21 protein-coding genes are annotated in these 22,824 nt (G+C 54.9%); 10 read left to right on the forward strand and 11 right to left on the reverse strand.

Annotation, left to right across the window (positions count from 1 at the left end; translation table 11 throughout):
• Positions 1 to 93: 93 nt before the first annotated feature.
• Both P2G53_RS10550 and P2G53_RS10555 read right to left on the reverse strand, forming a co-directional pair.
• A complete protein-coding gene (locus tag P2G53_RS10550) occupies positions 94 to 936 on the reverse strand; it encodes a transglutaminase family protein (protein ID WP_275816978.1) in 843 nt (280 codons plus the stop codon).
• Between the two features lie 54 nt (positions 937 to 990).
• Positions 991 to 1,779, reverse strand: coding sequence for a transglutaminase family protein (locus P2G53_RS10555; protein WP_275816980.1), 789 nt, complete (start codon positions 1,777 to 1,779; stop codon positions 991 to 993).
• Positions 1,780 to 2,603: 824 nt separating this feature from the next.
• On the opposite strand from P2G53_RS10555, the gene ptsP reads away from it, so the two are divergent.
• From ptsP to P2G53_RS10585, 6 genes are all read left to right on the forward strand, one after another.
• The gene (ptsP, locus tag P2G53_RS10560; protein WP_275816982.1) at positions 2,604 to 4,889 is read left to right on the forward strand and encodes a phosphoenolpyruvate--protein phosphotransferase; all 2,286 of its coding nucleotides are present in this window, start codon (positions 2,604 to 2,606) and stop codon (positions 4,887 to 4,889) included.
• A 381-nt stretch (positions 4,890 to 5,270) separates the two neighbouring features.
• Entirely contained in the window at positions 5,271 to 6,128 is an 858-nt protein-coding gene (locus P2G53_RS10565; protein ID WP_275816984.1) for a DMT family transporter, read from the forward strand.
• 260 nt (positions 6,129 to 6,388) lie between these two features.
• Entirely contained in the window at positions 6,389 to 7,498 is a 1,110-nt protein-coding gene (locus tag P2G53_RS10570; RefSeq protein ID WP_275816986.1) for a PQQ-dependent sugar dehydrogenase, read from the forward strand.
• 76 nt (positions 7,499 to 7,574) lie between these two features.
• Positions 7,575 to 7,883 carry a hypothetical protein gene (locus tag P2G53_RS10575; RefSeq protein ID WP_275816988.1) on the forward strand — a complete coding sequence of 103 codons (309 nt, stop codon included), beginning with the start codon at positions 7,575 to 7,577 and terminating at the stop codon, positions 7,881 to 7,883.
• Between the two features lie 62 nt (positions 7,884 to 7,945).
• The gene (locus P2G53_RS10580) at positions 7,946 to 8,533 is read left to right on the forward strand and encodes a CBS domain-containing protein (RefSeq protein WP_275816990.1); all 588 of its coding nucleotides are present in this window, start codon (positions 7,946 to 7,948) and stop codon (positions 8,531 to 8,533) included.
• 243 nt (positions 8,534 to 8,776) lie between these two features.
• Entirely contained in the window at positions 8,777 to 9,670 is an 894-nt protein-coding gene (locus P2G53_RS10585; protein ID WP_275816992.1) for a DMT family transporter, read from the forward strand.
• A gap of 33 nt (positions 9,671 to 9,703) precedes the next feature.
• On the opposite strand, the gene P2G53_RS10590 is transcribed toward P2G53_RS10585, so the two are convergent.
• Both P2G53_RS10590 and prlC read right to left on the reverse strand, forming a co-directional pair.
• A complete protein-coding gene (locus tag P2G53_RS10590) occupies positions 9,704 to 9,967 on the reverse strand; it encodes a YheV family putative zinc ribbon protein (protein ID WP_275816994.1) in 264 nt (87 codons plus the stop codon).
• Positions 9,964 to 12,009, reverse strand: coding sequence for an oligopeptidase A (gene prlC / locus P2G53_RS10595; RefSeq protein ID WP_275816996.1), 2,046 nt, complete (start codon positions 12,007 to 12,009; stop codon positions 9,964 to 9,966). The genes P2G53_RS10590 and prlC overlap by 4 nt, the downstream gene beginning before the upstream one ends.
• Before the next feature lie 148 nt (positions 12,010 to 12,157).
• Here prlC and P2G53_RS10600 point away from each other — a divergent pair, with 148 nt between their 5' ends.
• Both P2G53_RS10600 and P2G53_RS10605 read left to right on the forward strand, forming a co-directional pair.
• On the forward strand, positions 12,158 to 12,703 hold the full coding sequence (locus tag P2G53_RS10600) for a gamma carbonic anhydrase family protein (protein WP_275816998.1): 546 nt from the start codon (positions 12,158 to 12,160) through the stop codon (positions 12,701 to 12,703).
• Positions 12,690 to 13,304 (forward strand): hypothetical protein, encoded by a 615-nt coding sequence (locus tag P2G53_RS10605; protein WP_275817000.1) that lies wholly within the window; start codon positions 12,690 to 12,692, stop codon positions 13,302 to 13,304. Before P2G53_RS10600 ends, P2G53_RS10605 begins: the two co-directional genes overlap by 14 nt.
• Before the next feature lie 167 nt (positions 13,305 to 13,471).
• Here P2G53_RS10605 and P2G53_RS10610 read toward each other — a convergent pair whose 3' ends face one another.
• From P2G53_RS10610 to P2G53_RS10640, 7 genes are all read right to left on the reverse strand, one after another.
• The gene (locus P2G53_RS10610; RefSeq protein WP_275817002.1) at positions 13,472 to 15,853 is read right to left on the reverse strand and encodes an AAA family ATPase; all 2,382 of its coding nucleotides are present in this window, start codon (positions 15,851 to 15,853) and stop codon (positions 13,472 to 13,474) included.
• A gap of 128 nt (positions 15,854 to 15,981) precedes the next feature.
• Positions 15,982 to 16,809, reverse strand: a complete 828-nt coding sequence (gene aroE, locus P2G53_RS10615) for a shikimate dehydrogenase (protein ID WP_275817004.1) — start codon at positions 16,807 to 16,809, stop codon at positions 15,982 to 15,984.
• Positions 16,810 to 17,724: an oxygen-dependent coproporphyrinogen oxidase gene (gene hemF, locus P2G53_RS10620; RefSeq protein WP_275817006.1), complete on the reverse strand. Its 915-nt coding sequence runs from the start codon at positions 17,722 to 17,724 to the stop codon at positions 16,810 to 16,812.
• A gap of 16 nt (positions 17,725 to 17,740) precedes the next feature.
• Entirely contained in the window at positions 17,741 to 18,319 is a 579-nt protein-coding gene (locus tag P2G53_RS10625; protein ID WP_275817008.1) for a Sua5/YciO/YrdC/YwlC family protein, read from the reverse strand.
• Positions 18,309 to 18,821 (reverse strand): 5-(carboxyamino)imidazole ribonucleotide mutase, encoded by a 513-nt coding sequence (purE, locus tag P2G53_RS10630; protein ID WP_275817010.1) that lies wholly within the window; start codon positions 18,819 to 18,821, stop codon positions 18,309 to 18,311. Before purE ends, P2G53_RS10625 begins: the two co-directional genes overlap by 11 nt.
• An 81-nt stretch (positions 18,822 to 18,902) precedes the next feature.
• Positions 18,903 to 20,027, reverse strand: a complete 1,125-nt coding sequence (gene dprA / locus P2G53_RS10635; RefSeq protein ID WP_275817012.1) for a DNA-processing protein DprA — start codon at positions 20,025 to 20,027, stop codon at positions 18,903 to 18,905.
• Positions 20,028 to 20,042: 15 nt separating this feature from the next.
• Entirely contained in the window at positions 20,043 to 21,071 is a 1,029-nt protein-coding gene (locus P2G53_RS10640) for a LysM peptidoglycan-binding domain-containing protein (RefSeq protein ID WP_275817014.1), read from the reverse strand.
• A 230-nt stretch (positions 21,072 to 21,301) separates the two neighbouring features.
• Here P2G53_RS10640 and def point away from each other — a divergent pair, with 230 nt between their 5' ends.
• Positions 21,302 to 21,817 (forward strand): peptide deformylase, encoded by a 516-nt coding sequence (def, locus tag P2G53_RS10645; RefSeq protein ID WP_275817016.1) that lies wholly within the window; start codon positions 21,302 to 21,304, stop codon positions 21,815 to 21,817.
• Positions 21,818 to 21,867: 50 nt separating this feature from the next.
• Positions 21,868 to 22,812: a methionyl-tRNA formyltransferase gene (gene fmt, locus P2G53_RS10650; RefSeq protein ID WP_275817018.1), complete on the forward strand. Its 945-nt coding sequence runs from the start codon at positions 21,868 to 21,870 to the stop codon at positions 22,810 to 22,812.
• Positions 22,813 to 22,824: the final 12 nt, after the last annotated feature.

Raw genomic sequence — 22,824 nt, forward strand, 5'->3', positions numbered from 1 at the left:
AGGATAGCCGCGGGAGATCAGCGACCAAACGAAGTGCGCAGCAAACGGATAGGCTCCAGACTGTAGTAAAGATGTTGAGATCGCAACCGCCTATCAGTCCTCGACCTGAATCTGCACATCGAAATTGAGCACACTGCTCGCATTGCTGCCTTCAAAAGCACCGCTGACAGGCAGGGTATCCTCTGCATTTGCCGCCGCAGCGATGACCACATGCGTATCGGCAAGCATAAAGCCGTGAGTAGGATCCCACCCGCGCCAACCCGCACCGGGTAAATACACCTCTGGCCAGGCATGCAGGTCCCGGCGGTCGCTTTGCAGGTCCCCTTTCTGGTAGCCGCTGGCAAAGCGCGCCGCTAAGCCCTCAGCCCGGCAGCAATCGACAAACAAAACAGCCAGGTCGCGACAAGCCCCATGCCGGGTTTGCAGGGTAAAAGCTGGTGCCTGCGGCGCGCCTGAATGACGATGAATCTGGATAAATTCCTCATGCAGGTAACGATTGAGACGATCCAGAAACCGCAATGTATCGCGATCGACACTCATGCTGAGCTGCGCCGCGAATGCAGTCACCGCATCGTCCGCCCAACTCCGTTCCAGATAAGCCGCCACGCAGATCGAATCCTGATCATGACGTATGGGTAAGTGCATAGCAGTGGGTGCCAACATGAAATCGGAAGCGCTTTTGCGCAGTGTTTGAACCTGCATCTTGACCTCGATTTCGAAATATTGGGTTTCACCGTCAAACCATATCTGGGTAACGTGATTACCCTCCAGATCAAGGTATTCATTCTGTCCTTGAGGTGCAGGATTGATATTAAGCTGATAAGCGACAACACGCTGTGAACCGTCACAACGCGGGTAAAAGCGCAATTGCTGTGGACTCAGCCGTACGGGGTGCGAATAGCTGTAGTGGGTACGATGTTGGATATTAAATAGCAAGCTCGCGATCCTCGCTGGCTTCATGATTAAAGGTTTCCAGCTTCCTGATCAAAATCAGTCGTGGAGCAGTTGAACCTGCACTGTCTGTGCCGTGGCGAAAGCAGCTGGGCCGAATTGATTGAAGACCGCGACATCAGCGGCATCACGCCCGTAACCAAGCGCCACATAACCGCCTCTTAACTCTGACTGCGTGGCATCAAAGGTATACCATCGTCCGCCTACGTAGGCCTCGAACCAGGCGTGCAGATCCATGGGTTCCAGATGATGTAAATAACCTACCACCATGCGCGCCGGAATACTGAGGCTACGGCACAGAGCGATGCCGAGATGCGCCAGATCACGACAGATACCAACTTGTCGCGCATTGACCTCAACAGCGGACAACGTGGCACTGGTGCTGCCTGGAACGTAACTGAAGGTGCTACGTAACCAGGCCTCGATCGCCGCAACCTGATCATATCCCATTAGCTGTCCCGAGGTGATTTCGGTGGCCATTTCGTTGAAATGATCAGACTCACAGTAACGACTTGGCAGCAGATAGCAAAGCACACCATCCGGCAGACATTCCACATTCACAAAAGGCGCGCCAGGTGCCCTGTCGATACCATCTGCGACCATCATGTCAGCAACCGTGTGGACCGAAAACCTTCCAGGGGGCGCAACCAGTCGTTGACACAGATTGCCGTAACCATCGGTGAATTCGAAAACCGGTACGACCGGTTCGATGTTGTATTCCTCACGCGCAACCCATTGATTGGCGCCGCTGCGAGGCCGTAGCATAAGAATAAACGGGGTCGGCACTGTGATATCGAACGTTAAATCACAACTTGCACGTAACCACATTTGGTTACTCCTTGGAGAATCGGCACCTCTGGTCATACACACATTCGAACAGCAACTGCACTCTGCGAAGCAAAGCCGGAGCCAACATGTAAGGAATAGATGTAGCCGAGCCGTCAGGGGACTGGACAGGACACGGGAGATCGTCTGATTGTTCGTCCCCCAGGGTAAAACAATCAACTCACAAACAGGCAGTTACCACCCACGTAGCGCGGATGAGAGCCTGAAAACGGCATGGATCGGAGCCTCTGTTTGCTTTTGAGGCAAAACAAGTGAAAGGCCCCCGTGAATACCGCTTCAATATAGCACATAACACGCGCAGATCCGTTCTCAGGCACGCGATCAGATGACTCTTTCATTGCCTATTTTGTGCTTTCCTCTGTACATGACAGAGAGCCGAGATTGGTTTTACGATGACACTGTTCATGGCCAGCTGAACCCTTGACGCAAGCCAGGTTGACAGTGCCAAGTGACATTCTGCTTGCTTCGTCGCCTTCGAGATTGCAGGTATCGCAATTGCTGTTTACGCTTCCCATCATTGAGCTGCACCCCTTACAGAGTGCAGCTAAGACATGCCACAATGGTCGACACAGTGCATCTGTCCAATACTCCAGATCTCTCCCACCGCATTACAAGCCCAGTGCGCTGGTCTAAACTGAAAGATGTACCCCAACAACAGAAGCACTAGCACTTCGCCTCTGGATTTTACGGCTTTCCCACTCATTCCCAACAAGGGGAACTTTGCCTCCGAGAGCGGCATCGCCTGAGCCGCTGGATCACTCAAGGCTGTTCGACCGGATGTCGAATTAGCTCCCTTGGAGGGAAATATGATTCAAGAATCGGCAGCGCGTCCGTCAGTGCTCCTAAAAACCCGATTGGATGAAATAATCCAAAACCTCGGGGATGCCCCAGACCTAGACCATGCCCTGCTAAGTATCGTCAGGAGCGTGCGTGATCTATTCCGCGTAGACATCTGCTTACTCTATCTGTCAGATCCCGCACAGTTGGGTGTGCAGCATCTGATGGCTCGGGAGGGCCTGGCAGATAATGCCGCACCGCCGGCATTCGCCAACTCGCTGGCTAACCTCGTGGCTGAGCGTTTAGAACCCGTGCACCTCTTTGATAGCAAAGCATTGCCGACACATAAGGATGCCGCTGGTCACGTGTATCTCGGTGTTCCCATCATGCATAAGGGGGCGCTGCTGGGCGTACTCATTGTGCAACAAAGGGCAAAAAGCCAGTTCAGCGAATCAGAGCAGGCATCGCTGGCTACATTGGCAGCGCAAATCGCAGGCGGCATCCAACTGGCCAAAGCCCGAGGCAGCATCAATGCCAGCGTTTCCGGAGACCTGCAGACGCCCCCTTTGTTTGAAGGTGTCATTGGCGCACCGGGTATCGCCACAGGTATCGGACATGTTATCTACGTCAGGTCGGAGCTGGCTCAGATTCCAAATCGTGAGGTAGCCGATATCGAATCCGAGATCGCGCTCTTTCAGGCTGCTGTCAGTCGGGTGGCCGGTGAACTGGACCGGATAGCCGATGAACAGGGAGGGAGGTTAACGGCGGAAGATCGTACACTGTTTCGCGCCTACGCCATGATTGCCCGCAGCGATGAACTGGTCACAAGCACGCTGACCGGTATCCGTAGCGGCAACTGGGCTCCCGGGGCTCTGCGCGATAGCATCCAGAAGCATGCCCGCTATTTCGAAGCAATGGAGGACCCCTACCTCAGGGAAAGGGCCGATGACATTCGTAATATCGGTCGGGCCTTGCTAAACGAGTTCCAGACGTTGGAACCAGTTGAAGAGCACTATCCCTCACGCACCATACTCGTCGGCGAAGACCTTAGCCCTCTGGATCTAGCCGCCGTTAAGGGCGCGCGTTTGGTGGCGGTGGTCTCGGGGCACGGTTCAAGGCTGTCTCACCTGGCAATTCTGGCACGCTCCATGGGTATCCCTGCGGTAATGGGCCTTGCCGGCACTCTACCTCTCAACAGTCTTCACGGTAAGTCGCTGATTGTCGACGGCTACAAGGCACAACTCTACATCGAACCCGATGCCAGCCTGAAACGGCAATACCGAAGCCTTGCTGCGCGCGAACGCAGACTGACAAAGAAGCTCTGTCATCTGCGCGATCAAACCGCGCAAACCCTCGATGGTTTCAGAGTACCGCTGTATACCAACGCAGGTTTGCTGTCCGACCTCAATCCATCGCTCGCCGCAGGCTCCGAAGGTATCGGCCTGTACCGTACAGAATACCCCTTCATGGTGCGCGACTGCTTTCCGACCGAAGAGGAGCAGTACACCCTTTACCGCAAGGTACTCAAAACCTTTCATCCTCGCCCCGTGACACTGCGAACGCTGGATATTGGCGGAGACAAACCACTGTCCTACTTCCCGGTACAGGAAACAAATCCGTTCCTAGGGTGGCGCGGCATCCGCATTTCGCTCGATCATCCCGAGATGTTTCTGACCCAGATCCGGGCCATGCTGAGGGCGAGCAGCGGGCTGAACAACCTGAGTCTGTTGTTGCCGATGATCAGCCGGGTCGAAGACCTGGACGAAGCTCTGATATTGATACAACGGGCTCATCAGCAGCTGGAGCAGGAGGGGCTGATTATTCCGCGGCCACGTCTGGGCGCCATGATCGAGGTGCCATCTGCCGTCTATCAGGTCGAAGCACTGGCTCGGCGGGTAGACTTCCTCTCTGTCGGTACCAACGATCTGATTCAGTACCTGCTCGCGGTCGACCGCAACAATGAGCGTGTCGCGCGCTGGTTCGATGCCCTGCATCCCGCGGTGATTCAGGCATTACTTCGAATAATCCGGGCTGGCAAACGAAGCGGCACACCGGTCAGTGTCTGTGGTGAAGCGGCTGGCGATCCTGCCGTCGCATTACTACTGATAGGGATGGGTGTCAGCAGTCTAAGCCTGAGCGCCGGAGACCTACCGCGAATTAAATGGACGATCCATTCCTTCAGCCGACAACAAGCCAGAGCCCTGCTACGGCAGGTATTGAAACTGGAGCAGGCCAGTGCCATACGCTCCCTTCTGACACAGGCTCTCGTTGATGCGGGTCTCAACACGTTGGTACATCCTGGCATTCTCGAATGATAAGTCCGCCGACCCAAAGGGCCACAACCGGTTCGCAAAATAAGAGAGCCAAATCTACCAAAATCAAAATTAACGCCTATCAAATACCCTCCCAAACACGTGATCTACCGTAAAAGGACCAATGCGGTGAGCCGGTTTTTTCCTGATTTAGAGGTACTGAACCGGGATTAGGGTTATATCTGACCGCTTTGGAGCGAAAGTCACAGGCAGCTTGCCCATACTTTCCTCTGCCCTGCGGCGGGGATGCTCAGTAGCTGGCCAATAGACTCCAACCTGTTTCTCAGTGTTGTTTTGGCACAGCGTGCAGACGGATGACAAAGCATCTGCCGTTCATTTAGCATTCGCCAACACAAAACGGAAACGACCAGAGAAGCTTAGCCAGTGGGTCTCACAACAGGTGTTCGCTATATGCTACTGTCAGCGCTTGGTTTTGCGCTGATGGCTGCCTGCGTTAAAAGCGCAGCAACGCGTGGCATCCCCGTGTTGGAAATCGTAGCGTTCCGGGCCATTGTCTCGCTTGCTCTGAGCTACCTGGACATAAAACGTAAACGGTTGTCTGTCTGGGGCAACAATAAGCCCCTGCTAATTGCTCGCGGTACGGTCGGGGCGCTTGCCCTGATGTGCGTGTTTTACGCCGTCTCCACGCTGCCGTTGGCTGAAGCAACAGTGCTGCAATACACCTATCCTGCGTTTACCGCATTGATTGCTTTGTGGTTCCTGAAGGAGCGCATCCAATTTGCGACTCTGCTCTGTATAGGCATGAGTATCGCAGGGGTGATCGCAATGATGCAGCCCAACCTTCGCGACGGAATAATCATCGACGCTTCTGCTCTCAGCATCGCAGCGGCGTTACTTGGCGCACTGGGAAGTGCGGTGGCCTATGTGATTGTGCGTCACTTGAGTCGAACCGAGGATTCCAGTGTTATCATTTTTTACTTCCCCCTGATTGCTTTCCCCCTTTCCGTCGTACTCTTACACGACAACTTTGTAATACCCAACCTAGAGGCGCTGGCCTTGCTCATCTTGGTTGGCATCTTTACTCAAATTGGCCAGATCGGGCTAACGAAAGCGATGGCCGTGGAAAAAGCAGGCAAAGCTGCTGCCTATGCTTATGTGCAGGTCGTTTTCTCCGCGATTCTGGGTTGGGCGCTCTTTGCTGAAGTCCCTACTTTATGGACGGCTATCGGCGGTTTGTTCATCATTTCAGGAGCACTGATAAACACCTTCTATAAACGCTGAAAGCCCTTAAACGTTTGCGATATACCCAGTGTGCATGACGGTGTCTTCCATCAATGCGATGGTGCGAAGTTTTCTGTTACTGATCACTCACTGGCAGGACGGTTTTACTCAGATTACAAAATCCAGGTTGAAAATTATCTGAGTCTGAACGGTGCCGGACGATCCGGATTTATGGTTTGCTTTCTTCAGCCGGTGATTGGCCCGAGCCCTCAGCGGCGGCTATGGTTACTGGAGAATCAGTCAAACCCGGAGCTGAATGCATGAAACTCAATAGCCTGCTGTTTGTGCTGCCTTTGCTATTTAGCGGCAGCAGCTCGCTGACAGCCGGAACGCTTCCCCTGCACCTGCTACAACTTCCAGAAGGGATGCAGGTCAGCGTCGCCGCAGAGGTCCCCAACGCACGCCAGATGGCGCTGGCTGCCGACGGCACCCTGTTTGTAGGTACCCGACGTGATGGCCGGGTGTTCGTGCTGCAAGATCTGAATCAGGACGGTGTCTTTGAGCAGCGCACAGAGCTGGCCCGCGGTCTGAACCTGCCTTCAGGCATCGCCATCCGCGGGAATGACCTCTATGTCGCAGAGGTGCAACGGATCTGGCGCTATCCCAACCTGCTGCCCTATCACGGCCAAACCGTGGCACCCGAGTTGTATTTCGATCAATTACCGGATAAATCAGCCCACGGCTGGAAATACCTGACCGTGGGACCAGACCAGGCGCTCTATTTTGGCATCGGCGCTCCCTGTAATATCTGCCTGTCAGACGATCCCCGGTTTGCCTCTCTGGTCAGACTGGGACAGGATAAAACCCTCAGCATTCTCGCCCACGGGGTGAGGAACAGCGTTGGGCTGGCCTGGCATCCAGAAACAGAGCAGCTCTGGTTTACCGACAACGGCCGCGACTGGCTTGGCGATGATCTGCCCTCCTGCGAACTCAATGTGGTCACCCAACCCGGTCAGCACTTCGGCTTCCCTTATGTCCATGCTGACAACCTGCCCGACCCCGAATTTGGCGCAAAAGCCAGCGGTTCCTACCAGACCCCTGCTTACCTGCTGGGCCCCCACAAAGCGCCGCTGGGTCTCAGTTTTTATACCCCGGCTGCTGATGCCCGCACACCTCTGCCCGGTCTGAATTCAAATAGCTTATTGATCGCAGAGCATGGCTCCTGGAATCGTAGCCAAAAAATCGGTTATCAAGTGGTGCAGGTACAAACCGAGGGCAGCAGGATTCGAAACCACCGGGTGTTGATCTCAGGCTGGTTACAGGGTGAAACCGCCTGGGGACGTCCAAACGATATAGAAGTTGAACCAAACGGCCACCTGCTGATCTCAGATGACATGGCCGGCGTAATTTACCGGATAACCCCACGTTAAGCCGGCCGCTTATAGATTGACTTTCCGCCTGTTCAGGTTAGTCTGCAGATAGAGCCATTTGCCAAAGGCAAAGCCGTTGAGCCAGTTCTTATCCACCATAACGCTTCGTCAGACCCTGTTGCAGTGTCTTTTGATTCTGCTGCTGTGTGGCGTCTATCTGACACCCTCTTTCTCTTACGAAGGCCCGCAGTGGATCAGTCTGAATACCCTGCCTGACCCCGGCTTACCCGTTTCAACCAGCGTCGATGATCTTGACGATCTGCCGCAGCTATCAACGCTGAATCTGGATTCCGTTCCAGCAAGAAAAATTCAGCAGCCTTACCTTGCCCCCAGCCTGATAGCGCTGCCACAACCTGCCAATCCACGTGCCCCGCCACGGGTCTGAACCACCACCGTTCACACTCAATTATCTAGGCAACACCTGACTGATCAGGTGAGGAGCACGTTATGAATCTGTATCACACACTGAAAACCCTGTCGCTGGACAGCCTTGAGCGAATCTCGAACCCCGAAATCAATGACAGTTTTACCCCGGACACACCGGCGTTGCGGGTGATGACTGATTTCCGGCTGACCGAACCGGTGCAGTTATCTCAGGAAATGGGTCTGGATGAAGCCATGGCCTTATTGCGCAAAATGCATGTGCGCAGTGGGCTGGTCATCAATGACAGCGGGGTCTTCAAGGGTCTGCTGACCGTTGCCGATCTGGTCAGTCGTCAGGTGCTGAGCATCGCCACCAGTCAGGGACTGAAGCGATCAGACCTGACAATCCGTGATCTGATGATCCCTAAACACAAACTCAGTGGAGTCAGCCTGCAGACGCTGTCCCACAGCAGCATAGGCGATCTGCTCAAAACCCTGAAACAGGGGGGTAGCCAGTACATGCTGGTCATTGATACTGAAGCGGATGCCATCTGCGGCATTATCTCTGCCAGTGACATCGCACGAAAACTCAAGGTTCCGGTGGATATCAGCCAGCGGGCCACCAGCTTTCGTGAGATTGTCGAAATCATTAACCACACAGCACAACATTGAACCTTGACACTGAGTCATCGCTGAACTGACAATGGCTGCATGATGCAAACACTGAACTTGTCCCAGAACATTATCGCCATGCCGATCAGCCACCGAGTGGTGCGCTGGGCGCGTCTGCGCGCATTCATTCTGCGGCGAGGGTGTGTATAAGTTTTCAACCTGACACTACACCAAGGCCGCAGCAACCCTGCGGCCTTTTTCGTTTCTGGCTGCGGGACTGCCCTTATCCATGGAGGAATTATCATGTCTGTGCCCGCCGCCTACCTTGCGGTTATTGCAATCTGGTCAACCACGCCCCTCGGCATCAGCTGGAGCAGCGAAAGTCTCGGCCCTGAACTGGCGGCCCTGACCCGTATCGCCCTGGCGCTGCCAATGGTGGTCACGGTGGCCTGGGCGGTGGGCATTCCGATGGTCTGGCGCCGACGTGCCTGGGCCGGTTACAGCATAGGAGGCGTGATGATCTATGCCCCGATGTACTGCACCTACCTTGCTGCCGGTTACCTGCCATCCGGGTTGATTTCACTGCTCTGGGGTCTGACACCGTTGCTGTCAGCGCTGCTGGCCCGTCCACTGCTGGGTGATGCGATTCGCCCGACCGCATTGCTCGGGCTACTGATCGGAGGCGGGGGTCTGGCGGTGATCTTCAGCGAAGATCTGGTGATCGATGCTTCGACCTTACCGGGGGTATTTATCCTGCTGCTGGGCGTATTGCTCTACAGCCTGTGCGGCGTTCTGCTGAAGCGCGTCAACAGCGAAACCCATCCGATCAACCAGACTGCCGGGGCGTTGTTGGTGGCGCTGCCCTGCTACGCCCTGACCTGGTGGCTGCAGGGGGCTGAACCACTGCAGTGGCAGTGGCAGGATCGCGGCGTCTGGGCGGTGATCTATCTGGCAGTAATGGGTTCAGTGGTAGGGTTCTTCTGTTATTTCTACATCCTGCAGCGCCTGCGGGCCGCCAGTGTGGCGCTGATTACCCTGATCTGTCCGGTATTTGCGCTGCTGCTGGGACATCTGCTGAATGCAGAGGTACTGACAGGAAAACTCCTTCTGGGCGCGGGTCTGATCGGTCTGGCCTTGGTCTGTTACCACTGGGGGGACCGGCTGAAACTGCGTAGTCTTGTGCCGTTGCGGGTCTGAAACAGCCGGGTGTGTTACACCCGGCTCTACTGTTTAGTGATCCTGACGGGAGCCGCCGGGGTTCGGGTGAAACAATAGAGGTTGAGCATCCGGATCTGCCGGTTTTTCCTCCACCTTGTTGACCCGGGTTTCCAGTTCCTGAGGGGACGGTTCACCATCTGCTCGCTGGGCATCACTGAAATCACAGCGCACACACTCCCGGTACAACTGTTCCTCATCCCGCCAGCTGCGCAGGCAGTCCATCTCGCCACAGCGGGGACAGACGGCACCGGCGATAAAACGTTTTACCGGATTCATGTGTTCTCCTCAGCAATGCCGCAGTGACGCAACAGGGCGCTGACATCAGGTTCACGGCCCCGGAACGCAATAAACAGATCCATCGGTTCGCGGGAACCACCCATCTCAAGTATATGCGTGCGGAAATCCTGTCCCGCCTCGGGACTGAATATCCCCTCTTCTTCAAAGCGTGAAAACGCATCCGACGAGAGCACCTCGGCCCATTTGTAGCTGTAATAACCCGCCGCATAACCCCCGGCAAAGATATGGCTGAAACTGTGCTGAAAACGGTTAAAGACCGGCGGTTTGATCACTGCGACTTGCGCCCGGACATCGTTCAGCAACTGCTGGATATCGGTCTTGCCCGCTTCAAACTGCTGATGCAGCAGGAAATCAAACAGCGAAAATTCTATCTGGCGCACCATCATCATGCCGGACTGGAAGTTACGCGCCGCAAGCAGTTTGTCCAGCAGATCCTGCGGCAGTGGTTCACCGGTTTCATAATGGCCGGAGATCAGACCCAGCGCTTCCGGGTCATAACACCAGTTTTCCAAAAACTGACTGGGCAGCTCCACCGCATCCCAGGCCACACCGTTGATACCGCTGACATCAGCATATTCGATCTGGGTCAGCATATGATGCAGACCGTGGCCAAACTCATGGAACATTGTGGTCACTTCATTGTGCGTCAGCAGCGCTGGCGTATCCCCCACTGGCGAGTTGAAGTTACACACCAGATAGGCCACCGGCAGCTGCAGGGAACCATCATCCAGACGACGGCGCACCCGGCAATCATCCATCCAGGCGCCACCGCGTTTTTTCTCCCGGGCATAGAGATCCAGGAAGAAACGCGCAATCACCGTGCCCTGTCGGCTCACTTCAAACAGGCGGGCATCTTTGTGCCAGCGGTCAAACTCAGTAATCTCTTTAATCTCTATGCCAAACAGTTTGCCTGTTACCGTAAACAACCCGTTCAACACCGTTGGCAGCGGGAAATAGGGGCGAATCTGCTCTTCAGAGATGGCATACCGGGCCTGTTTCAGTTTTTCGCTGTAATAGGCCAGATCCCAGGCTTCCAGTTGCTCCACACCGTATTCATCCCGGGCGAAATCACACAACTGCTGATAGTCCGCACGGGCCACCGGCAGGCTTTTTTCCGCCAGATCCTGCAGGAAGTCGATCACCTGCTGTGGGGTTTCTGCCATCTTGGTCGCCAGGGAATACTCGGCGTAGTTATCAAACCCGAGCAGTCTGGCCAGCTCCTGACGCAGCGTCAGGATCTCTTCCATCACCGGGCTGTTATCCCATTTACCGGCATTTGGCCCCTGGTCAGACGCCCGGGTAGCAAAGGCGGTATAGATCTCTTTACGCAGCTCACGGTTGTCCGCATAGGTGATGGTGGCAATGTAGGAGGGGAAATCCAGCGTCACCAGCCAGCCGGTTTTCTCTTTCATCTGCGCCAGCTGCTTGGCCGCTGCCAGGGCCATGGGCGGCAGGCCGGCCAGTTCAGACTCATCACTGATCTCTTTCTGCCAGGCATCCGAGGCATCCATCACATTTTCAGAAAAGCGTGTGGTCAGTTCGGAGAGGCGTTGCTGCAGCTCGGCATAACGCTGTTTATCTTCACCCTGCAGGGCAATACCGGACAGACGGAAATCACGCAGGGTATTTGTCACCACTTTCTGCTGGGCTTCATCCAGCTTTTGAAAACCTTCACTCTCAGCCAGTGTCTGGAACGCCTGGAACATCTCCTGATTCTGGCCCATATCGGTCCAGTACTGAGATAGTTTCGGCAGGCAGGCATTGTAGGCCTCACGCAACGCATCACTGTTCACAACGCTGTTCATGTGCGACACAGGCGACCAGGCTTTTGCCAACCGGTCATTCATCTCTTCCAGCGGTGCCACCAGCGTATCCCAGTCGGGGTCTGTCAAACCGGACAGAATCTTCTCTACCGTATCCCGGTTATCCTGCAACAGCTGGTCAATCGCCGGTTCGATCTGCTCCGGGCGGATCTGGCTGAACGGGGGCAGTCCCTGGGTGGCTAACAGCGGGTTGCTCATACGGGGTCACTCCTGATGGATACGGTTTTCAGTGGAAGGTTTTATTCACGCCTCCCCTCTACAATGGGTATAGTAACGCCAATTTCAATCATCAGATCATTGAGTTTCACAATCTGATGCAGAGTATTTTTCAATTCGGGAAAGCTATATGAAAATCCGCAGCTATCAGGGCATGACTCCAAAATTGGGGGAACGTGTATTTGTAGATCCCAGTGCCGTGGTACTGGGCGATGTTGAACTGGGTGATGACGTTTCCGTCTGGCCCCTGACAGTGATTCGTGGCGATATGCACCGGATTCGGGTCGGGGCACGCACCAGTCTGCAGGATGGCTCCGTGCTGCACATTACCCATGCCGGCCCCTACAACCCGGATGGATTTCCCCTGATCATTGGTGATGACGTTACTGTCGGACATCAGGCGATGCTGCATGGCTGTACCATCGGTAATCGGGTACTGGTGGGCATGGGCGCCATGATCATGGACGGTGCGGTGGTGGAAGATGAAGTGATTGTCGGTGCAGGGTCTCTGGTACCGCCGGGCAAAGTACTGGAAAGTGGTTACCTCTATGTCGGGCGGCCCGTAAAACAGGTACGCGCACTGACCGAAAAAGAGATCAGCTTTTTCACTTATACCGCCGGTAACTATGTGCGTCTGAAAGACAAACACCTGCAGGAAGACTATGCCGCGCTTTAACCCTGTCATTCCGGCATTGTGTCTGCTGCTAAGCGGCTGTATCAGTGTGCAGCAGACGCCTTCCGAGTGGCTTGGATATTACGAAATACCCGCGCCAGCGGCTGATCAACTGGTGTTATGCAGCGATATTGACTGCGCTCAGAAGCAGACGGTTCAGATCACTCAAAACCAGCTGACGCAATTACGCGCCACTTTTGAGCCAGCAGCGCAATCAGCGGAACAGGAACGGGCGCAGATTGCCACAGCCATCGGCCTGCTTGAGCGCCTGATGGCCCCGAGCCTGAATACTGCAGGCGATGGCCCCGGTAATGCACTTGCATTGTTCAGTGGCAGTAATCAGCTGGATTGCGTGGCTGAAACCAGCAATACCAGTGTGTATCTTATGCTGCTGGAGCAGGAAGGCTTACTCAGATTTCATCGGCCAGGCGGACGCGCCCATCGCGGATTTTTCACCCTGCATATGCCGCATAACACAGCAACAATTCAGGAGACCGGCAGCTCAGATCAGTTTGTAGTGGATTCATGGTTTGGAGCAAATGGCGAACCGGCCTGGATCGCGCCGGTCAGTGTCTGGCTGCAGGGTGGAAGACCAGCTCAATAATCAGGGAGTGATAGGGGTGACAAGCCAGCCTTTTAGTCCCCCCAGAGTAAAAGACCGACTGTCACGGTGTAGCATGAAAAATCACGCTGCATGCATCTTCCAACAGAGCCCGATTCGGCGCAAGACAAAAGCGGACTTTTTCTCCGAATGTCTGAGGGAAACGACGGTTAATCGGCCTCTGTTTTCACCCGTGCAGTAGCAATTTCCCGCAGCCGTTTCACCACCTGTGCATTCACACTCCGCTGGGTAAAGTTGCCATCCGGTTTACGGGTGCCAGCTTTGCGGCCCATCAGAATCTCAAGACACTGATCCACATGCGCCACGGCATAAACCGCAAATTCGCCACGCTCTACCGCTTCTATCACCTCTGCTTTGAGCATCAGGTTACGCACATTGGCCCGGGGAATCACAACCCCCTGCGTACCGGTTAAACCCCGGGTTTTACAGAGATTGAAGAAACCTTCGATCTTTTCGTTCACACCGCCGATTGCCTGCACCTCGCCATACTGGTTGATGGAGCCGGTGATGGCATAACTCTGACTGATCGGAATATGGGTCAGGGCAGAGAGCAGGGTGCAGACTTCCGCCAGTGAGGCGCTGTCACCATCCACATAACCATAGGACTGTTCCAGTGCAATGCTGGCAGACACGGCGAGCGGAAAATCCTGTGCGTACTGGTGACCCAGAAAACCCGACAGAATCAGCACCCCTTTGGAGTGGATTGGCTGCCCCAGTGTTACCTCACGCTCAATATCGACGATACCGCGGTTACCGGGATGCACCGTTGCGGTAATGCGGGCCGGGGTACCAAAAGACACGTCTCCCACCTGCAGTACCGTCAGTCCGTTGGCCTTGCCAACGGCCTCACCATCCGTGTCGATCAGCACGGTCTGGTTGAGGATGCCCTCCTGAATTTTTTCCGACATGCGGGAGGTCCGGCGCTCTTTCGCATCCAGTGCCATTTCGACATGATCGGCATTGATCAGGCTGTCTTCTTCACGAATCCGTTTGTAATCGGCCTCACAGAGCAGATCCACCAGCTCACCAATGTGCGCCGACAACAGCTCCTGATCCTCCGCCTGACGCGAGCTGTGCTCCACCAGACGGGCCACTGCGCGGCGGGTCAGGGGAGCAAGACCCTCCTCCTCCGCCAGGGTTTTCATCAGCCGGGCATAGTTACGGATTGACTGTGGAGTGCGTTTTACATCCTCATCAAAATCCACCACCACGCGGAACATCTTCTCAAAGTCGTGATCCAGCTCCTGCAACAGGTAGTAGATATTACGTCCGCCAATCAGCACCAGCTTCACCGACAGTGGCACCGCCTGCGGTGTCAGCGTGATGGTGCTGAGGCCGGTGTATTCGCTGGCAGGGCTTTCAATACGGATCTCGTGGGATTTGAGTGCCCGCTTCAGCGCGCCATAAACAAACGGCTGCTCCAGCAGTTTTTCCGCTTCCATCACCAGATAACCGCCATTGGCCTGATGCAGGGCGCCGGGACGGATCAATTTGTAACTGGTGGACAGGGCACCCATTTCAGAGGTGTATTCCACCCGGCCAAACAGGTTTTCATAACTCGGATGCGCCTCATACACGACCGGTGCACCCTTGATTTTCTGGTTATCCACCAGCAGGTTTACACCGTAGACATCCTCCAGCTGACTCAGACGCCCGCTGTCGGTTGTAACTTCACCGAGTTTGTCTTCACCGGCAATGTCATTGCAGTTTTTTACCAGCGAGGTTTCCATCGCGGTGAGATATTCATTCACACCGGGAATGTTGCTGTATTTCTCTTTGGCTGGCTGGAACAGCGGCGCGATGGCCTGACGGGCAGTATCACGGTCCAGATTTTTGATTTTTTCTGAGGCTTCTCGACGCCATTTTGGCAGGCCGGTCAATTCCTCGTTGAGTTTCTCTTCCAGCATGCCGATTGCCTTGTTGAAGGCATCCCGGGTTTCTTCCGGTAATTGAGAAAATACCGCTTCATCAATGGCCTGACCTTCTGCCACCGGCGTGAAACCGATACTGCCGGCATCCCGGTAGACGGCAATACTGTACTGACGCCCTTCACGCTCTACCGTTTCAATCGCCTGATCGTAATAGCGATTCAGCTCACGCTCGATTTTACTTTTGTTTCGCTGATAGGTCGGGCTTTCAAAGGCCGCTGGCATCTCGGCCAGCACACCCTCAAGAATGTTTTTAACATCCCGCTTAAACGGCTGTGCCTTACCCGGCGGTAACTGCAGGGCAATGGGGTGGCGGGTATCTGATATGTTGTTCAGATACACCCAGTCCCCCGGTTTTTTCTCTTTTTTCGCCGCCGTCTTCAGGTTTTCCATGGCAAAGGAGAAGCGTCCGGTATGGGGGTTGCCCATTACAAACAGGTTGTACCCGGGGCGGCGCATGCCAATGCCAAATTCCATCGCCTCGATGGCTCTGACCTGACCAAAAAACCCGGAGAAGGGTTCAAGCGTAGCCGTGGTTTTGAAGGGAAGCAGTTCAGGATCGCAGCGTTGATACAGCTGTTCAGGTGTCAGTCGGGTTTCCATGCTGGCACAATTCTCCTGCTGGACTGGAGGAGGGTCATTTTGACCGCTTTAAACCCAGTTATACGCTTAGCAGGAAGACCATGCAAGTCTGAAGAGTGGGGAAGAAAGACCTAAGCGCTGTATAAAAATCAAACAGTTAGCGCTTTTCTTAACTGCGCAATGACGGGCCCGGTTGCTGGCTGAACTCCGCGCCACAAACGAAAGGATTCAGCGGCCTGTTCAACCAGCATGCCTAGACCATCCATTATCTTTGCAGCGCCATGGCTGGCCGCCCACTGGCAAAAAGCCGTGGGTTCAGCACCGTACATCATGTCATAACACCAGCCATCTGACGCCAGCACATCCTGAGGCAGTGGCGGCACCTCACCCTGCAAACTGGCAGCCGTGCCATTGATAATCAGATCAAACTGGCGGCCAGTCAACGCGTCAAAGCCACAGCCTTCGACAGCCCCCTGATCAGCCATCAGATCGGCCAGCTGGACCGCTTTTTCCGGGGTTCGATTAGCAATCACCAGACAGGCGGGCTGCTCTGCCAGGACTGGCTGCAAAACACCCCGTACGGCACCGCCCGCTCCCAGAATCAAAACGCGTTTTCCAGCAATCTGGCCACCATGATTCTGGATAATATCGCGCACCATGCCAATACCGTCGGTATTCTCACCACAGATCTCTCCGGCCTGGTTGCGATAGAGTGTATTAACCGCACCCGCAAGCTCGGCCCGGGGAGAACGCTGCTGCGCCATAGCCCAGGCTTCCTGCTTGAACGGGATGGTGATATTCAGGCCCAGACCAGAACCTGTCAAAAACCCGGATACCGCCTCAGAAAACCCATCCTCCGGCACGCAGATCGCTTCATAGGTCAGATCCTGTGCCGTTTGTTGGGCAAAGGCTGCATGAATCTGCGGCGATTTAGAGTGTTTTATCGGGTTACCGAATACGGCATAACGGTCTGTCACTTAAACCTCCAGCCAGTTACGCGGTTGCAGGTAGCGGGTATACAACTCAGCTTCAGGTGTGCCGTCTTCCGGTTTCCAGTCATAACCCCAGCGTACTTCCGGCGGCAACGACATCAGAATCGATTCAGTCCGACCACCGGATTGCAGGCCAAACAATGTGCCACGGTCATACACCAGATTAAACTCAACATATCGGCCGCGGCGATGTAGCTGGAAATCACGCTCCCGCTCACCGTAGGGACGGTCTTTGTTACGTTCGATAATCGGCAGGTAGGCGTCCGTATAGGCGTTACCAATCGCCTGCATCAAACCGAATGCATGCTCGAAATCAGGTTCATTCAGATCATCAAAAAACAGCCCGCCGATACCGCGGGGTTCCTGACGATGTTTCAGATAGAAATAGTCATCACACCACTGTTTAAAGTGCGGATAGATCTCTTCACCAAAGGGGTCACAGGCCGCTTTGGCAGTTTCATGCCAATGGCGACAATCTTCGTCATTACCGTAATAGGGGGTCAGGTCGAAACCGCCACCAAACCACCAGACCGGATCGGCACCCGGCTTTTCCGCAATAAAAAAGCGCACATTGGCATGGGACGTGGGCACATACGGGTTGTGCGGATGGATCACCAGCGACACACCCATGGCCTGAAAACTGCGACCGGCCAATTCAGATCGGTGCGCCGTTGCAGAGCCTGGCAAGTTGTCGCCAAATACATGGGAGAAGTTCACACCGCCCTTCTCAATCACCGCGCCGTTAGCCAGTACCCGCGTACGACCACCGCCACCCGCTTCCCGCTCCCAGGCATCTTCCGTGAATTGTTGCTGACCATCTGCCGCTTCCAGCGACTGGCAGATACGGTCCTGTAGATCCAGCAGATACTGTTTTACTGCATTGGTATCGGGCAATGACATGCAATTGTTCCTCGCTTCAGGCGCGAAAGATACGGCCGGAGATCAGATCACGAATTTGGGTTGGCTGGGCCTGGTCGCCCAGTGCGCCTGGCACCACCGCGGCCAACTGATCACCAAAGTAAGTACGTACTCGCAACGCATCCTTTGCCGGTTGATGACTGGATGGATTAGCCGAAGTCGAAACCAGCAAACCACCAAAAGCTTCGCACAGACTTTTTACGACCGGGTGAGCGCTGACGCGAACAGCCACAGACTGAGAGTCGCCGCGAATCCATGCCGGGATGAGATTATGTGGATCAGGTATTACCCAGGTATAAGGTCCGGGCCAGGACGCTTCAAGTTGTGCACGCTGTTCAGCAGTTAATCCCTGCAACAGCGGCTCAACCTGCGCGATAGAGGCAGCAACAAGCACCAGACCTTTCGATTCTGGTCGGCGTTTCATTGCCAGCAGTTGCGCCACGGCATCAGCATTAAACGGGTCGCACCCTAAACCCCAAACCGCCTCGGTAGGGTAAGCGATGACACCGCCCTGATGCAGTGCCTGTACTGACTGGTGAACCTGCCACCAGTTCGAAGATAAAGACTTAGATTTCACCGTTTTTCAGCTGTTCCTGCAATGCAGCGTCTTTGGCAATTACCGCATCAGTGTTGGCCTGACGCTCGTCACGCAGACGCTGAGCCAGGGCAGCATCACCCACTGCCATGATCTGAGCCGCCAGATAAGCTGCGTTTTTGGCACCGGCTTTACCAATGGCAACCGTGGCAACCGGGATACCTCCCGGCATCTGTACCGTCGACAGCAGTGCGTCAAGACCGTCCAGTGAAGAGTTGATTGGCACACCAATCACAGGCTTGGTAGTGTTAGCCGCTACCGCACCCGCCAGGTGAGCAGCCATGCCAGCCGCGCAGATAAAGGCAACCGCGCCACGCTCATCCGCATCTTTGACGTAGTTGTGAGTCTGTACAGGCGTACGGTGAGCAGAACTCACTCTCATCTCAAAAGGGATCCCCAGAGACTTCAGGACATCAGCAGACGCTCTCATCACTGGCAGGTCAGAGTCGGAACCCATCAAAATTGCGATAAATGGCTGGCTCATTTTGATACCAATAAGACTAAATTTCACAAAGGGCTGAACGATAAACATTCAGCCCACAGCTTGCAACCATGAGTTGTCGCTTCACTTTGTGCGGCTATACCCATTAGGCGACTGCTCAATGACGCCCTTCAATTCTAGCCGCATCAGCAAAGGGATCAATTCTGCAGCACTGAGCCCTGACAAGCAGACCAGCGAATCCAGATCAGTTTCACTGAAATCTATGTGCCGAAGAAGCTTTATTTCTGCTTCAGACAGATTCTCCGTGCTCACAGAAGACGTAACCTCTGTCTGTTCTGAGCGCTCCGCGATAAAGCCTAACAGCGCACCCAGCTCCGCAACAATGTCCTGTTCAGTTTCTGTCAGCGTAGCGCCTTCACGGATCAGCTGGTGACAGCCCCTGCTCATGGGATTATGGATATGTCCGGGCAGGGCAAACACCGCCCGACCCTGTTGCATCGCCTGTCGCGCTGTTATCAGGGAGCCACTGCGCACCGCCGCCTCAACGACCAGCACGCCCAGACTCAGGCCACTGATGATGCGGTTTCGTTTAGGAAAATGTGACGCATGTGCATCGGCACCCGGCAGCAGTTCACTGACCCAGGCCCCGCCATGGGCAAGTATCGCCTCAGCCAAATGCTGGTTACGGCGTGGATAAATGCGATCAATGCCGGTACCAAATACCGCCACCGTAGGTTTTTGCTGTCGAACCGCTGCTTCATGTGCAGCACTGTCAATGCCCAGCGCAAGTCCGGAGGTGATAACAAAGCCATGTTGCGCCAGCGCATGAGCAAATGCATGCGCATGGGTTACCCCCGCCCGGCTGGCCTGCCGGCTACCCACCAGCGCAAGCTGCGGCATATGCAGCGCATCCGGATTGCCACGGACAAACAGCACTGGCGGCGCATCTGAGCATTGTTTCAGCAACACTGGGTAATCGGGACTGTCTAGCGTGAGCAGCTTGGCATCGGTATATCGGGTGAGCCAATCCTGAGTCTCGTGCCAGGCTTGTGCACAGGGGCCTTGTTCTATCTGCGCCTGCTGGACAGCCTGCCGGGCTGCCAGGTGCAGACCGAGTTGCTGTAATTCGGTATCTGAGGAGGAAAGTATACGATCAGCCGGCCAACCCTGTTCCGTTAATCGCCTGATACTGACAGGCCCCAGGCCGGGGAGGGCTGCAACGGCGATCCAGTCCCTTGGATTCGCCATGCATTGATTCCTGAATTAAGGTTGCTGCAGTTTGTCGCCGACAGACACCACGTTAGTGCTGCGCATAATCAAACCGTAACTTACCTTTTCAAACACTTTGAACACCATCAGCTCACCGGAGCGTTCCTGCGGCAGCTGAATCAGTTCATTGGTGATCGGATCTTTAGTCAGTTCGCCTTTGCGGAAGATGGCAAACACGTGACCCGCTTCAATACCTTCTCGCTCACCGCGGTTAAACGCCACTACGTTATACTGGCCGCCATCACGCACACCGCCCAGCACAGACAGGATCTGAGCCTTCACACCATCAGGCGAGGGTTTAGGGTAAAACATTGACTGAATGCGGCTTTCTTCAGTGGGCACCACGCGATCCTTAACCCGCACTTCCTGATGCGACTTGGCCAGATCAAGAGTCAGAATGTCATCATGACGCTCAGACACATTGCCATCCGCAATCTTCAGCAGTTCATAGCCCAGAAACTCTCCGGTTTCCGGATCAACATACTGATTTTCAGAGCGGTAGATACCCTGACCCGGCTGCTCTTCAAGCAGCTGACCCCGTGCATAGACCCGATCACCGGCACCAGCGATGATGCGTTCATCACGACCACCCAGCACGTATGGTGCTTTCTGCATCAGGTCTTCAGACAACACCCGGTTGTTGTTCAGGAAGCTGTTGATATCCCGCAGAGGAATGGCCGGAATAGCTGTATCCAGTGGAGTCACACGTGCACGTGGGTAGATACCACTGTCACGTTTAACGCCCAGTCGCGGCTGACCATCCACCCACGTCAGGTAGATTATGTCGCCAGGGTAGATCAGGTGTGGGTTGTCGACCTGGGGGTTAACACCCCAAACCTCTGGCCATTTCCAGGGGCTTTTCAGGAATCGGGCTGAGATATCCCAAAGCGTATCACCTTTGACCACCACATAAGATTCCGGGTAGTCCTCGTTTAGCAGAAGGCTATCCTTGCGCACTTCCGCCTGAACGGGCGAAATGACAACGATAAGTGAGGCTAACAGTCCGTAAAGCAGATTTTTCATGTCCGGTTCCCTTGCTTCTCCATGGCGGCACTGGGGTAAATTAGCAGCGCGATGGAATCACGACAATGCATTGAACGTGCTAATCAGTATAATATGGGCATAATTTATTGCATGCCACTGAGATAAGCATATCGGCCACTGCCCTTCGTAGATAAATTTATCTTCAAATTCAGTGCTCAGCTATGCTGCAGCGCTCTGCAACTGATTGCAACGGAAATACGATTTCTAACATGACTACACTGACCATTCTTGAATTTCCTGACCCGCGTCTGCGCACTGTCGCTGAGCCCGTCGAGGTGGTGGATGACGAAGTTCGCCAGCAAATCAGCGATATGTTCGAAACCATGTATGCAGCGCCCGGCATCGGCCTGGCTGCCACACAGGTGAATATCCATCGCCGGATTATCGTGATCGACCTCTCTGAAGAACAGAATGAGCCGCTGGTTCTGATCAATCCCGAGTTTGAAGTGTTAGATAATGAGTTACATCGTTATCAGGAAGGCTGCCTGTCGGTACCCGGCTTTTATGAGGATGTTAAACGGCCGCAGCAGATTCGCGTCAAATCGCTGGATCGCGACGGAAATCCGTTTGAGTTTATCGCCGATGGGCTGCTGGCGGTCTGTGTCCAGCATGAAATTGACCACCTGAACGGACGCCTGTTTGTCGATCATATCTCCAGTCTGAAGCGTGACCGCATCAAGCAAAAACTGGACAAAATTCACAAGGCACAGGCACAACACGCCTGATCGCTGTCACCACCGGAACGCCCCGGTGGTTTAGCTTCCGGAGCACCACCATGTCAGAGCCGCTGAAAATTGTCTTTGCCGGCACCCCCGACTTTGCTGCCAGCAGTCTGCAGGCCTTACTGGATAGCCGCCATGAAGTGATTGGCGTCTATACCCAACCGGAACGTCCCGCCGGACGTGGCCGGACCCTGACCGCCAGTCCGGTAAAACAACTCGCACTCCAGCACAGTATCCCGGTTTATCAGCCGCAAACCCTGAAACAGCCTGAAGATCAGCAAACCCTGGCAGCGCTCAAACCGGATCTGATGGTGGTGGTCGCCTATGGCCTGCTGTTGCCACAGGCAGTGCTGGATATCCCGCGTCTGGGCTGTATCAACGTGCACGCATCCTTGCTGCCCCGCTGGCGCGGAGCCGCACCCATTCACCGAGCTATGCTGGCGGGCGACAGTGAAACCGGCGTCACCATCATGCAGATGGATGCCGGACTGGATACCGGCGCCATGCTCTACAAAACGCATTGCCCCATTAACCCCGATGAAACCAGCGGCCAGCTGCATGACAAACTGGCGCAGCAGGGTGCCGAAGCACTGGTCAGCTGTCTTGATTTGATTCAACAGGGCACCGTGGTAGCTGAAGTCCAGAACGATGCTGAAGCCTGTTATGCGGAAAAACTCAGCAAACAGGAAGGTCAACTGAACTGGTCCAGCAGCGCCGCCGAACTTGATCGGAAAATACGCGGACTCTGCCCATGGCCGGTGGCGTTTTTTCAGTATCAGGAGCAGACCATCCGTGTCTGGCAGGCCCAACCCCTGACTGACCAGACTGGCATCCCCGGCAAGATTCTGGCGGCGGATAAATCCGGTATTGTGGTCGCCTGCGGCGAGGGCGCACTGCGTTTGCAACAGCTGCAGCTACCGGGCAAAAAACCGATGGCTGTAGCAGATATCCTGAATGCCCGGCAAGACAGTTTTGCCCCCGGCCTGCAGCTAATCTGACCCAATACAGGT

Source organism: Neptuniibacter sp. CAU 1671, assembly GCF_029222905.1.
Lineage (GTDB): Bacteria > Pseudomonadota > Gammaproteobacteria > Pseudomonadales > Balneatricaceae > Neptuniibacter.